This is a genomic window from Pseudoflavonifractor intestinihominis (assembly GCF_040096055.1).
Lineage (GTDB): Bacteria > Bacillota > Clostridia > Oscillospirales > Oscillospiraceae > Pseudoflavonifractor > Pseudoflavonifractor intestinihominis.
In genome coordinates this window covers 185,027-198,213 of the sequence record NZ_JBBMFK010000003.1, presented here as the reverse complement: position 1 = coordinate 198,213, position 13,187 = coordinate 185,027, and the positions used below count along the sequence as shown (strand labels likewise).

Sequence of the window (13,187 nt, the reverse complement as noted above, 5' to 3'; positions counted from 1 at the left end):
CAATGGCTCTTTTTATTTGCCATTGGGGTGCTCACTTTTTGAGTACCATTTGCTACATTTTCATTTTACCGAAAACACACGGATCCTTAAATAAAACAGCAGCAGCCCGGAGAAAAGTGAAAAATGAAAGCGCGCAAGAGTATGCCGGTTGTAATGTCCTGGCTGATTTGATAAAATTAAAATAGTTTGGTTTTATCTACACCAAATACAATAAAAGTCCAGAAAACGGGGCGATTTATGGCGTAAAATGACAGCGGAGAAGAGAATGTGGCGGTTGTAACACAGCGCTGTAGACGTGATTCTGAGAATAAAGGATGATCGCTATGATGCAGGCTGATCTTTTGGAAAATATCTCGGAGACCAAATACCTTTCAGCGGACAACTACACGGTCTATCGTACTGTTATGCGGATCTTCTACCTGGAGCACCAGAAGATGCACTACCAGATGGACCGGAACGCTGTCCTGGGGCTGCTGCGGCAGCAGTCCCTTTTTGCGCAGTATTCCCCGGAACAGCTGGCAATTGACCTGCAGCAGCTGGTGAAGTGGAAAAACCTCATACCGATCCAGGATCCGCGCAAGCCCCGGACCATCGCCGAGTTCAAAAACCGGCAGTTTCAGTACATGATGTCTCAGCCGGCCATTGAGATCGAGCGGATGACCATTACGCTGGAGAACCTGTCCAGCCGGACCGCCGCCCTCTCCGCCAGCCCGTTCCGGCGCATCCGGGAGGACCTGTACCGGGCGGAGCAGCTGGACGGACTCTCCCTCCGGGAGGTGCAGGACTGGTGGGAGGATCTGCAGGAGGACTTCCAGCGTCTCAGCCAGAGCCACCAGGACTACCTCCGGGAGTTCTACGGCCCCGGTATGGAGATGCAGATGAAAGCGGTGGAGTTCATCACCTACAAGCAGAATCTGGTCCGATATCTGGAGGAGTTCATACAGGACCTGCAGCACAGTGTGGCGCAGATCGGCGCCCAGCTGGAGCGCTTTTCCCCGGAAGAGACGGCCCACATCCTGGAGCTGGTCAGGCGCAGCGCGCTGGAGATCCCGCGGCCCCAGTCGGAGCAGACGCCCGGATGGGAGGAGGAGCTGCTCACCCGCTGCGAGGGGGTCTGGCGCTCCCTGTTGGACTGGTTCACCGGGAGCAATTCCACGGCCCGCCAGGTGCTCAACGTCACAAACGAGGTCATCCGACGGACAGTGCAGAACGCCGCATTGCTGGTACAGATGGAAAACATGGGCGTGAGCAATAAGGCGGAACTGCGCCATTTGCTCACGCTGTTCGCCGGGTTCCAGTCTGTGGACGAGGCGCACAGGCTCTCCGCTCTGGTGTTTGGCGTGCAGCAGGTGCGGCATTTTGCCTTTACCGCCGTCCGGGAGACGGAACGGGTGGACCTGAGCACCTATGACGAAGCGCCCGTTTCCCATCTCCTTCAGCCCAGGACGCGCTCCTACAGGCCGCGGATGGACCGGTCCGGATTTGCGGACAAGAGTCATGAAAAGGCGGCCCAGCGGCAGAAGATACTGGAGGAGGAGCGGGCCCTCCGTCAGAAGGTCATGGGATATATCCACGGCGGAAAGCTGGACCTAGCCGCCCTGGATTCCCCGTTGTCCCCAGACGTCCGGGCGGTGTTTCTCTCCTGGGTGGCCGCCGCCAACCTGAGCCCGGATCACAGGGGCAGGACCCAGTATGGACAGGCCTATACGCTGGAGAGACGGGGGGACCGGACCTGCCGCCTGGTCTGCACAGATGGGACGCTGACCATGCCGGACTGCGTATTGATCTTTGAGGAGGCTGGCCATGAATGAATTCCGCACGCTGCTGGACCGGTTTTGGGTCACACGCCGGGAAGACCGGGAGCTCTATTTTGCGCTCAAGCGGGCCCAGCCTGACTACCGCAGATTGGTCAATGAGGCTCTGGGCTGGAATCTGATTGTCAACGAATCGGTGGTCAAGCTGGAAAAGGTGCCGCCCAGAGCCATGCCCTGGATGGGCATCCAGTCCTTCCAGGAGCCCATGGACTACTGCCTGCTGTGCGCGCTTCTGCTGTTTCTGGCGGACCTGGACGACGGCGCGCCGTTTTTGCTCTCCTCTCTGACAAAGGCCCTCGGGACGTTCCTGGCGGAGATCAAGCCGGTGGACTGGACCCAGTTTCTCCACCGGAAGGCCCTGGTGCGGGTCCTGCAATGTGCCCAGGAGACGGGGCTGGTGGTGGCATATGACGGAAACAGCGCTGGCTTTAGCGGCGATCAGAACCAGGAGGTCCTCTACGAGAACACGGGCCTGTCCCGGCACTTTCCAGTCCACTTCGGCCGGGATACTCTGCAATGCCGCTCCATCGAGGACTTTGAGGCCCTTTCCGGGGAGGGGGACAACACCGAGCGCAGGCGGCACCGGGTCTATCAGCAGCTGGCGCTGTCCCCCGGCGTTTACTGCTCCCCGGAGAACCAGAGCGACTATGAATATGTCAAGAACCAGCGCCGGGCCATCGGCGCCAGCCTGGACGAGGCCCTGGACGGGGAACTGCAGATCCACAGAAACGGCGCCTTTTTCCTGCTGTCCGAGGGCGAGCGGTGCGGAATGGTCTACCCGGGCACCCGGGCGCTGTCTGACGCGGCGCTGCTGCTGTGCGCCCAGCTCCGGGACCAGATTCTCAGCGGCGTCTACCGCCGCCGGGAGGACGACACCGTGGTGCTGAGCCGGCGGGAGTTCCGCTACGAGATCGAGGGGTGCCGGGCAAAGTGGGGAAACGGCTGGGGACCCCAGATCCGCGCCATGTCGCTGGATCGGCTGGTGCAGGAGCTGACGGCCTATATGGCCGGATGGATGCTGCTGGAGGAGCTGGAGGAGGATATCGTGCTCTGCCCGGCGGTGGGCAAGCTGGTGGGGCATTATCCGCCGTCCTATCACAACGAACTGCATGGGGAGGATGAAGATGGTCCGCTGGAAGATGAATAAACTGGGCTTCCTCAATTTCTGGCTGTACGACCAGGAGGAGTTCCCGCTGCATGACGGCCACATTTTGCTGCGAGGAAACAACGCCGCCGGAAAATCCATTACCACCCAGAGCTTTATTCCCTTTATCCTGGATGGGGACCGGCGTCCGGAGCGGCTGGACCCCTTTGGGTCCCGGGACCGCAAGATGGAGTTCTATCTCCTGGGGGACAACGAGCGGGACGAGTCCACCGGATATCTGTACCTGGAGTTCCGGAAGCCGGGGGTGGAGGAGTACCGCACCATCGGCGTAGGGATGCGGGCCCAGAAGGGGAAAGGGATCGATTTCTGGGGCTTCTGCCTGCGGGATGGGCGTCGGATCGGCCCAGACGGGGTCCAGCTGTATGAGAGCGCAGGCCAGCAGAAGATGCCCCTCACCAAAAAGAAGCTGCGCGGCCTGATCAGCGACCCCGACTGCTGGGCGGAGAGCCAGACGAAATACAAGGAGATGGTCAATAACCAGATTTTCGGCTTCCGGGATATCCGGCAGTACGATCAGCTGGTACAGCTGCTGATCCTGGTGCGGGCGCCCAAGCTCTCCAAGGATTTCCGGCCCTCTGAGGTGAAAAAGATCCTGAATGAGTCCCTCCAGGTGCTGACGGACGAGGACCTCTCCGCCATGGTCAACACCATGGAACAGATGGACAATCTGGAGAGCACCATGCAGGGCTACAGCACTGCCATTAAGGACGCCAGAATCATTCAAAAAGAGTACACCCGCTATAATCAATACATATTGGGCGGCAAGGCACAGGCCTATCTGGACGCACGGAACAGGACCCGGAGCCTGAGCAGCCAGCTCCAGGAGGCAGAGAACAAGAAGAAGGATGCGGAACGGCAGCTGGAAGAACAGGGGGAGCGGAAGCGGCAGTCGGCCCTGCTGCTGGAGCGGGCCAGAGCCCAGCGGCTGTCCATGGGGGAAGATGACCTGTCGGCCAAGCAGGACCGGCTCAGCCAGATGGAGAAAGAGTGCGGCCGCCTGGAGAAGCGGCTGGCCCAGGGCCAGGGGCAGCTGGAGAAGATAGAGGACAACATTCAGAAGAAGGAGGTCCAGCTGCGGCAGATCGACCGGGACGAGGCGGACGCCCGGGCTGCGCTGCGCCTGAGTTTGCGGGACCTGAACGACCAGAATGAGCTGCTGTTGCTGGGGCAGGAGCACGCGCAATATGTCCACAGCCTCCAGGCGGAGCGTCTGAAGGAGAAGGACGCCCCGACGCTGCTGGAGGAGGCCCTCCAGCAGCGGGGCCGGCAGATCGAAGCGGTTCTGGACTGCCTGCGGCAGACAGAGGCGGCCAGAGGGCGCTATGACGCCGCCTGTCAGGCGCTGGATCAGGCGGAGACAGCCGCGCAGGAGGCGGAGCGTCAGGTCCGGGATGCCCAGGCCCGGGAGCGGGAGGAGCGGGACGAGCTGATAGAGGCGTTTGCGAGGCGCCGGGAACAGAACACACAGCTGGATATCCCCCAGGAAATCTGGCTGGAGATCCGCCAAAGCCTAAACACCTACAGCACACCGGCGGACTGGACCCCGATCCGCAACCAGCTGGACGACTGTGAGCGAAAGACAGCGTCTGCGCTCCAGGGGGAACAGCTCCAGGCGGAGCGCGGCCTGTCCGAACTGGAGAAGGAGCACCGTGAACTGGAGTACCGCCGCAGGCAGATCGAGAGCCAGCCGGAGCCCATCCCGCCCCGCCGGGCGCAGACCGAGGCCGCCCGTATCCAGCTGATGATGCGGGGGGTGCCCTGCGCGCCTGTGTATGAGCTGTTGGACTTTGCCCCCGGTCTGTCCCGGGAGCGCCAGGCTCTTCTGGAGGCCCAGCTGCTGGACGCCGGACTGTTGGACGCTCTGGTGGTGCCCGACGGCCGCCTGTCGGAGATACAGGAGCTGCTGGCGGAGTATCCGGATCGCTTCCTGGTACCCGGTCCCGCCGTTGCCGATCCCATTGACAGCCTGATCCCGGACAAGGCGGGCCGTTTCCCTCAGGAGGCCGCCGCCTGCCTGCGGAGCATCTCCCGCTCTGACCTGAACGCGGAGACCGCCCTGCTGGAGGACGGGCGGTTCCGCTGCGGCATGATCCGGGGCTATAGCCGGGCGGAGGGCCCGGCCGGCTTTGTGGGGGCGGCCGCCCGGGCGGAGAACCGCAGGCGCCAGCTCCAGGCGCTGGAGGAGGAACTGACGCGCTTGGCGGCCGATATACAGGAGGCCCGGCGCAAGGTAGACGATTGTAAGGTCCGGCTGGAGCAGCTGCGGCAGGAGCGGTCCCAGATGCCAACCGCAGAGGAATTGGACCAGGCCCTGATGCGGCTGGGGAGGGCCCGAAACGCATTTCAACAGGCGGAAGGGGAAAAGAAACGGTGCCTGGACCAGGAGCAAAAGACAAAGCAGGCCTGGGCCGCGCTGGAGCAGGAGAGCCGAAGCCGCAGTGCGGGGCTGCCCTACGAGAAAACGGTGGAGGCATATCAGGAGGCGCGGGAGGCAGCCAACGGCTACCGGGATATACTGGCAAAAGTGAACCGAAAAAGAGGAGATTTGATAAGTGCGATCAGTTCCGGTCAAGCTACGCGGGACATCATTGACAACCTGAGGGATCAGGCGGACGATAAAAAGAAGGACAATGACGACACCCAGGAGTCCATCTTCACGCAGCAGGCCGGCATACAGGAGCTGCGGGACTTTTTGAGCCGCCCTGAAAATCAGGCGCGGGCCCGTCGCCTGGCAGAGCTGGACCGGGAGATCCAGGTTCAGGACCAGGAGAACCGGGATGCGGAAAAACAGTGCATCCGTTTGGAAGGAGAGCGGAACAGCGCGGACGAGATCATACGGCAGAGAAAGCAGCGCCTGACCGAAGCGGAGATGGACGAGCAGGACCTGGAGCGCTATTTTGCGGAAGATCTGGATCTGGGTTTTGTCACTCTGGACCGGGAGCGGGGGCTTGAAGAGTGCGCCCGGCAGGCGGCCAGCAGGGTGCAGGCCTCTGACCGGGGGCGCACCGTCGCGGAGATGGGGGAGGCCATATCCAGCAATTTTCAGCGGTACAGAGGCAGTCTCTCCAACTATCATCCCGAGATCAAAATGTGGTTCGGCGCGCCCGGCAAGCCCGCCCAGCTCCGGCAGCGCTATGTGATCGTGCTGAAGAAGAACGGCAAGGAGCTGTCGCTCTACGGATTCATCCAGTCCCTGCAGAGCGACATCGACACCACGGGGAACCTGCTGGAGGACAAGGACCGGGATCTGTTTGAGGACATTCTCACCGACACCGTCAGCCATACGCTGCGGGCCCGTATTGAGGAGAGCGCCCAGTGGACCCGGAATATGACCGGACTGATGGCCAAGCTGACCACCTCCATGGGTCTGAACTTCAGCCTGGACTGGAAGGAGAAGAAATCGGAGGGCACAGGCGAGCTGGATACCGCCCAGCTGGTCACCTTCCTGAATAAAGACCGGGCGCTGCTCACCCCGGAGGACAGCCAGCGGGTGTCCGGCCATTTCCGCAGCAAGATGAAGCGGGCCAGGGAGGAGGCGCATATCCAGGGGATAGCGGTCAATTACGCCGATCTGATCCGCTCGGTGCTGGACTACCGCAGCTGGTATGAATTCCATCTCTTCTATCAGCGGGGAGACAGCGGCAAGAAGGAGCTGACGGACCGGGTCTTCAACCGGTTCAGCGGCGGCGAGAAGGCCATGTCCATGTATGTGCCGCTGTTTGCCGCGGTCTCCGCCCAGTATCTGAAGGGTGGGGACGCCTGCCCTCGGCTGATGGCGCTGGACGAGGCCTTTGCCGGCGTGGATGACCAGAATATCAGCGCCATGTTTGAGCTGATGGAAATCCTGGAGTTTGATTACATCATCAACTCCCAGGTCCTGTGGGGATGCTATGCCTGCGTGACCGATCTGGATATTGCGGAGATGTACCATCCGGCCAACGCCCCGGTAGTCACCATCCTCCACTACCACTGGAACGGCGCGCAGAGGACGTTGGAGGACGGCGAGGGATGAGAGAGCAGGTTGAAGCGTGTGTGGCATACTTCCGCGCCTGTCCCGCGTACCATCGCATCCTCGTGGAGCTGAGGAAGAAATACCGGCGCTACGGCCGTCCGGCGGGGAACGTATGCCTGCCGGACGCCACGGAGGAGGAACGGGAAGCGGCCAGGCGCTTCTTCGGGCGCTCCTTTTCCGAGTCCCTTCGCTTTTCGACGGAGCAGTTTGAGGCCGCGCTCCAGCAGACCAAGTTTCGGGGCGTCTGTCTGCGGGAGTTGCTGGAGGCGTATTTCGGCGAGGAGATCAGGACCAACCGGGAGGCCAGAGAGGCGCAGGAGCAGCGCCTCTCCGCCGTCTTGGACCGGGCCGCGGCGGAAGTCCGGGGAGAGAACAGCATTCGCTGGATCCGGTCGCTGAAGGAGGGGCAGGGCGGCGGATACGGGCTGCTCCGCCGGGAGGCGGCCAAGGCTCCAGAGGCGGCGGGCACGAGTTTGATACGGGCCTGCCGGAGCATGGACTGCCTGGAAAGCAGAACGGTAAGGCCGGTCCGGCTGGCCGTGCTCAGCGCAGAGGCCACCTCCGATCCCCACGCTCTGGACAGCAGCACCCTGAGCGGGAAGCTGTTCCTGCACCTGCTGTCCTTCTGCTCCGGGCTGGAACTGCCCGACCGGGCGGAACAGAGGGACGCCCTGTATTATGGACACGGCATCCTGTGCGACAGCATCTCCAGCCTGGTCACTCAGGTGGGACTTGTCCTGGACGCGGAGGGCGGGGAGCATCCCGCCTACCGCCTGCTCCGGCAGCGGCATGAGGTATGTACCCTGTCGCTGGCCAGCCTGTCCGGGCTCAGGGGCGCCCGCAGCCCCACAAAACGGGCGTACCTTGTGGAGAACGAGATGGTCTTTTCCCAGCTCTGCGACCGGGCCGCTCAGTTCCACTCTCCACTGCTGTGCACCTCGGGCCAGCCCTCCGTGGCGGCGCTGCGGCTGCTGGATCTGCTGGCAGACAGCGGGACAGAGCTGTTTTACTCCGGCGACTTTGATGGAAAAGGGCTGTCCATCACCGCCCAGCTGTGGGCCCGCTATCCGCGCCTTTTTCACCCCTGGCACATGATGCCCGAGGACTACGCCCGGTGTCGCTCCGACGTCAGGCTGAGCGACAGCAGCCTGTCACTGCTCTCATGCTGCAAGGGAACGGGACTGGAGGCCACCGCCGACGCGGTGGCGCAGCAGGGCTGCGACGGCTATCAGGAGCTGCTGCTTCCCCAGCTGGAGCGGGAACTGACCGAAATACCGTGACCGGAAAGCGAAAAAGCAGGTCTCGCGCTCTAATACCGCCGGGGCCCTGATGGATAAACGGGGTTTTTTATGGTATGCTTATGGTGTGTTCCCCAGAGAGAGCCGGGAAAGCATGGAATGATGATCGCAGCTTGGCGCTGAGCCGCCGGAGGAGGAGGGCCATGATTGATTTTTCTCAGATCGAGCAGTACCGCGAGAACAACCGGATCGAAGCCAAGAAAGCGCTTGGCGGCCTTCCTCAGAGCATTTGGGAGACCTATTCCGCCTTTGCCAATACCCTCGGCGGGATGCTCCTCCTGGGCGTGGAGGAGCATCCGGACCACTCCCTGCACACGGTCGATCTCCCCGACCCGGAGCGGCTGATCCGGGCGTTCTGGAGCATCATCAACAACCCCAAGCGGGTCAGCGTCAATATCCTCACCAACCGGGACGTACAGGTGGTGGATGTGGATGGGGACAGCATCATCGCCATCACAGTGCCCCGCGCCCAGCGGTATGACCGGCCGGTCTACATCGACGGGGACCCCAGGCGCGGCACATACCGCCGCAGCGGCGAGGGCGACTACCGGTGTACATATGAGGAAGTGCAGAGCATGCTCCGGGACGCGGCCATACAGACCCAGGATATGAACGTGCTGGAGCGGGTGTCGCCGGACGCGCTGGACGGGGAGAGCATCCGCCGCTACCGGGCCCGGATGCGCAGTTACCGCCCCGGCCATGTGTGGGAAAAGCTGGAGGACGGCGAATTTCTCTCAAAACTGGGCGCGGTGGGCGTGGGCGCCGACGGCGGGACCCATCCCACCGCCGCCGGACTCCTGATGTTCGGCCTGGAGGGCGAGATCGTCAGGGAATTTCCCAACTACCGCCTTGACTATCAGGAGCAGATGGGATCTGACGGCAGATGCACGGACCGGATCACGTCCTTCTCTGGGGGCTGGAGCGGCAACCTCTACGAGTTTTACTTCCGCGTCCATGAAAAGATCGTCCGGGATATCAGGCTTCCCGCTGTGTGGGAGGACGGCGACCCCATGGAGGCCGCCCCTGTCTACAGCGCCCTGCGGGAGGCGCTGGCCAACTGCATCATAAACGCCGACTATTACGGCGCACAGGGGCTGTCCATCGTCAAGGGCCGGGACCGGATCACCTTCTCCAATCCCGGCGGATTCCGCATCGAGGTGGAGGCCGCCAAAAGCGGGGGCGTGTCGGACCCCCGCAACGCGGCGCTGATCAAGATGTTCAATCTGGTCAACATCGGCGCAGGGGCGGGCAGCGGTATCCCCAATATCTACTCCGTCTGGAGGAGGCTGGGCTGGCCCCAGCCGGCGATCGAGGAACGGTTTGCGCCGGAACGGACCATATTGGTGCTGCCGCTCCGGAAAAACAGCGGAGAAAAAACGGATGCCAGAGGCGCGGCGCCCAGGTCGGCCCTTGTGCAGATCAAGAAAGGGCTGATCATCGAATACCTGACCGAGCATGTCAGCGCAAAGACGTCCGAGATCGCGGAGTATCTGGAGCTGAAGCCGTCGCGTACCCGGGGCTATTTGAACAGATTGATTGCAGAGGACATTGTGATGGCGGAGGGCAGCGGGAAAGGACGTGTCTACAAGCTGAAGGCGTGAGGGGCAGCCTCCGGATTTTGTTGCAGATGCAACGGAATTTCCCTTGAAAATCGGGTATACTGGGTACATAAGGAGGTGAGGCCTGTGGACGCCTTGCGCAATCTGCCCACGCAGCAGCCGGAGCAGCTGGCCCAGCTGATCCAGATCCAGCCCGGCCGGGTGGTCAGCATGTCCATGAGCCGGCAGGAGAACTGCCAGATGACCCTGCTGGCCTTTGGCGACGGGGAGAGCGTCAGCGAGGAGCGCTACTTCGGCGACACCCTCTACTATGTGCTGGAGGGCGAGCTGCATCTCGTGCTGGAGGGCGTCAGCCGCCGGCTGTGTGCGGGCGACTGCCTGGCGGTCCCCGCCGGGGAGCCCCACGAGGTGGCCGCGCCCGGCGGCTGCAAGCTGCTGCAGATCACCCTCTCGTAACCCACAAGGAGGAGTTTATCATGGAAGCACTGATCAAAAATGTCCCTCACGCCCAGCCCTTTGACCTGGCGGGACAGGTGAACTATGAGGCGGGCAAGGTGGTCAGCCTGACCCTGGCCCAGCAGCCCGGCGTGGGGGCCACGCTGTTTGCCTTTGACGCGGGGGAGGCCATCAGCACCCACGCCGCCCCTGGCGACGCCATGGCCACCATTCTGGAGGGCACCGCCCAGATCACCATTGACGGCGTTCCCCACACGCTGAGCGGGGGAGAGGCCATCGTGATGCCTGCCGGCATCCCCCATGCGGTCAAGGCGGTCACTGCCTTCAAGATGTATCTTGTGGTGGTCAAGGCCCCGGCTGCTGACCGGTAAGAGGCCGGCCGATTTCGGCATGAAAACAAGAGGGACCCCAGACATAGCCTGGGGTCCCTCTTGTCCTGTCTGAGATCGTTGGCCGTGTTGCCGCCGGTCCCATACCGAAATATGGCCGGAGTGTTTTCAGCAGTTGCCTGTGTAGACATAGCGGAGATGTTTCCGCGCCGCCTGGGCCAGACGGTAGACCGTCTCCACCGGTGTGGGCCCGCGGTCGGTCATACGGTGGCGGGGGAAAAAGCGGGAGACGTGGAGGGGAATGTCCGGGCCGACGGACGCAAGCCAGCCGGACAGGGCCTCCATCTCCTCCACGCTGTCGTTTTCACCCGGTACGATCAGGGTGGTGACCTCCACATGGCAGCGGCCGGCGGCCAGGGCGATGGAGCCCTTGACCGTCTCCAAATCGCCGCCCAGAGTGCGGTACCAGCTCTCGGTGAAGCCCTTCAGGTCGATATTGACCGCGTCGATGAGGGGCAGCAGGGCCCGCCAGGGATCCGCCGCAATGGTGCCGTTGGTCACCAGTATGTTGTACAGCCCGGCCTCATGCACCAGCGCGGCGCAGTCCCGCACATACTCATACCCCACCAGCGGCTCGTTGTAGGTGTAAGCCACGCCGATGCTGCCGCAGTCCCGCAGGCGGACGGCCTCCTGCGCCAGGACCTCCGGGGGACAATCCCGGGCGGGAAACTCCGCCCCTGCGGCGGCGATCTCCGCGTTCTGGCAGAACGGGCAGCGCAGATTGCAGCCGAAGCTGCCCACCGACAGCACCAGGCTGCCGGGATGGAACCGGCGCAGCGGCTTTTTCTCGATGGGGTCCAGGGCCACGGATGTGAGCCGTCCATAGTTCAGCGGGACGATCCGGCCGCCCCGGTTGGCCCGGGCGCGGCAGGCCCCGGTTTGCCCCTCGTCCAATATGCAGCGGTGAAAGCAGAGCTGACACTGTGCGCTCATAAGTGCCTCACCACCTTGAACCGCTGGATCTGATAGGGCTCTCCGGCGTGGATGCCGCCCTTTTGGCGGGCGATGTCCAGCTGCTCCTCCACGGTGTCCACGCCGTCCAGGTCGGGCAGCAGCAGCCCCCGCCGCTGTCCGCAGCTGACGATGACGCCGTACTGCCTGGGGTCCAGCTGGTCGGGGGAGTCCACCGCCTCGGGCCGGCCCAGCACGTCCACGCTGTACTCCAGCGCGTCCAGCTCGTCGGCCCCCACAGGGGGGAAGCGGGGGTCCCGAGAGCAAGCGGACACGGCGTTGCAGACGATCTCCCAGGCCACATTCTCCTGGGTGGGGGCGATGGTGCCGATGCAGCCCCGCAGCCGTCCGTTGATGTGCAGGGACACGAAAGCCCCTGCCGCCTGTCCGGTCAGCGCCTGGGGCAGGCCGTCGGGCAGACGGTCCAGACGCTTCCCGGTGCGCACATAGGTCTCCAGGGACAGCCGCGCCAGCTGCACCCAGGGGTCCTCGTTTGCCCGGCGCTGGTGGAGACGGTCCCGCTGGGCCTGTTCACAGGCTGCGGCGAACCGGCGGCTCTCGTCCCGGTCCGTGACCGGGAACAGGGCCACCGCGTAGCCCACGCCGAAGGTGCCCTCGTGGCTCAGAAGCCGGGGGGCCACGGCCAGGCCGTCCAGAGCGCCCGCCATCATCTGGAAGGACCGCAGGCCGCACTCGCCGGCCCGCTCACAGAGGGACGGGTCCATGGTGAGAAACCGCAGGAAATCTCCGGACGCCATGGCCTGGGTGACCGCGTCGTCGAAGACCGGTCCCTCCGGCGCAAAGCCATAGGGGCCGTCGGACTTCAGCTTGTGGGACAGGTCGCCGCTGGCCACAAACACGGCCCGGCGGCCCACCGACTCCACCGCCCCCGCCACGCACTGGCCCAGCCGGTAGTGGGCCAGGGGGGAGAAGCCCGACAGGCCCAGGCGCACGATGGGGCAGCTGACGCCGGCCTTGCGCAGAAAATAGAGAGGGATCAGGACGCCGTGGTCCAGGGACGGGTCCCGCTGCCCCAGGGTACCGGCCTCCAGCCCTGCGGCCTGGGCCCGGCTCACGATCTCGTTCCGCAGCGGGATGTCGTACCGTACTTCCACGCGCACCTGGGGTGCGCCGAAGGCGGACATATCCCCCGCCGCGCCGCTGCCGGGGGATATGTGAAAATAGTCCCCGTACAAAATGGTGTGGGGTGAAGCGACGATGAGAACGTCCGGTTTCCACCGGGCCACCTCCTCCGCTGCGGCGGCCATGGCCCGGCCGGTGGCGCCGATCTCCTGCTCCCGGCCTCTGCCCACTTCGGGCAGCAGCACAGGCGGGTGAGGGGTCAGAATTGCACCAAGCATCGGCATATCAGAGCGCTCCTTTCTGATTTGCGCAGGGGGATAGCGGCCTGCTGTATTTATTGTAGCGCATCCGCCGGATTCTTACAAGCGTCCGCACGCCCGGGGAGGCGGATGCTGTAGATGTGTATCTCTATGGGGCCCTCTGGTTGCCAGACAGGGCGGTTCATGGTATGATGAGGCTA

Annotated in this window: 10 protein-coding genes; 8 read left to right on the top strand and 2 right to left on the bottom strand. The window is 63.4% G+C overall.

Annotated elements, in window-relative coordinates; translation table 11 throughout:
• The 8 genes from WMO64_RS03320 to WMO64_RS03285 form a co-directional block, all read left to right on the top strand.
• On the top strand, window positions 1-185 hold a 185-nt coding region (locus WMO64_RS03320; RefSeq protein ID WP_349231000.1), incomplete at its 5' end, for a hypothetical protein.
• 138 nt (window positions 186-323) lie between these two features.
• A complete protein-coding gene (locus WMO64_RS03315; RefSeq protein ID WP_349230999.1) occupies window positions 324-1,811 on the top strand; it encodes a TIGR02677 family protein in 1,488 nt (495 codons plus the stop codon).
• Window positions 1,804-2,961 (top strand): TIGR02678 family protein, encoded by a 1,158-nt coding sequence (locus tag WMO64_RS03310; protein ID WP_349230998.1) that lies wholly within the window; start codon window positions 1,804-1,806, stop codon window positions 2,959-2,961. The genes WMO64_RS03315 and WMO64_RS03310 overlap by 8 nt, the downstream gene beginning before the upstream one ends.
• A complete protein-coding gene (locus tag WMO64_RS03305; protein WP_349230997.1) occupies window positions 2,939-6,991 on the top strand; it encodes a TIGR02680 family protein in 4,053 nt (1,350 codons plus the stop codon). The genes WMO64_RS03310 and WMO64_RS03305 overlap by 23 nt, the downstream gene beginning before the upstream one ends.
• Window positions 6,988-8,271: a TIGR02679 family protein gene (locus WMO64_RS03300; protein ID WP_349230996.1), complete on the top strand. Its 1,284-nt coding sequence runs from the start codon at window positions 6,988-6,990 to the stop codon at window positions 8,269-8,271. Before WMO64_RS03305 ends, WMO64_RS03300 begins: the two co-directional genes overlap by 4 nt.
• 161 nt (window positions 8,272-8,432) lie before the next feature.
• Window positions 8,433-9,890, top strand: a complete 1,458-nt coding sequence (locus WMO64_RS03295) for a DUF8451 domain-containing protein (protein ID WP_349230995.1) — start codon at window positions 8,433-8,435, stop codon at window positions 9,888-9,890.
• Window positions 9,891-9,974: 84 nt separating this feature from the next.
• Entirely contained in the window at window positions 9,975-10,304 is a 330-nt protein-coding gene (locus WMO64_RS03290) for a cupin domain-containing protein (protein WP_294518619.1), read from the top strand.
• A 20-nt stretch (window positions 10,305-10,324) separates the two neighbouring features.
• On the top strand, window positions 10,325-10,675 hold the full coding sequence (locus WMO64_RS03285) for a cupin domain-containing protein (RefSeq protein WP_294518622.1): 351 nt from the start codon (window positions 10,325-10,327) through the stop codon (window positions 10,673-10,675).
• 126 nt (window positions 10,676-10,801) lie between these two features.
• On the opposite strand, the gene amrS is transcribed toward WMO64_RS03285, so the two are convergent.
• Window positions 10,802-11,626, bottom strand: coding sequence for an AmmeMemoRadiSam system radical SAM enzyme (gene amrS, locus WMO64_RS03280; protein WP_349230994.1), 825 nt, complete (start codon window positions 11,624-11,626; stop codon window positions 10,802-10,804).
• A complete protein-coding gene (gene amrA / locus WMO64_RS03275; RefSeq protein WP_349230993.1) occupies window positions 11,623-13,011 on the bottom strand; it encodes an AmmeMemoRadiSam system protein A in 1,389 nt (462 codons plus the stop codon). The genes amrS and amrA overlap by 4 nt, the downstream gene beginning before the upstream one ends.
• Window positions 13,012-13,187 lie beyond the last annotated feature (176 nt).

Excerpts from the sequence above, each read along its gene's own strand:
- WMO64_RS03315 (WP_349230999.1), top strand. The coding sequence starts at position 324 with ATGATGCAGGCTGATCTTTTGGAAAATATCTCGGAGACCAAATACCTT.
- WMO64_RS03310 (WP_349230998.1), top strand. The coding sequence starts at position 1,804 with ATGAATGAATTCCGCACGCTGCTGGACCGGTTTTGGGTCACACGCCGG.
- WMO64_RS03305 (WP_349230997.1), top strand. The coding sequence starts at position 2,939 with ATGGTCCGCTGGAAGATGAATAAACTGGGCTTCCTCAATTTCTGGCTG.
- WMO64_RS03300 (WP_349230996.1), top strand. The coding sequence starts at position 6,988 with ATGAGAGAGCAGGTTGAAGCGTGTGTGGCATACTTCCGCGCCTGTCCC.
- WMO64_RS03295 (WP_349230995.1), top strand. The coding sequence starts at position 8,433 with ATGATTGATTTTTCTCAGATCGAGCAGTACCGCGAGAACAACCGGATC.
- WMO64_RS03285 (WP_294518622.1), top strand. The coding sequence starts at position 10,325 with ATGGAAGCACTGATCAAAAATGTCCCTCACGCCCAGCCCTTTGACCTG.
- amrS (WP_349230994.1), bottom strand. The coding sequence starts at position 11,626 with ATGAGCGCACAGTGTCAGCTCTGCTTTCACCGCTGCATATTGGACGAG.
- amrA (WP_349230993.1), bottom strand. The coding sequence starts at position 13,011 with ATGCCGATGCTTGGTGCAATTCTGACCCCTCACCCGCCTGTGCTGCTG.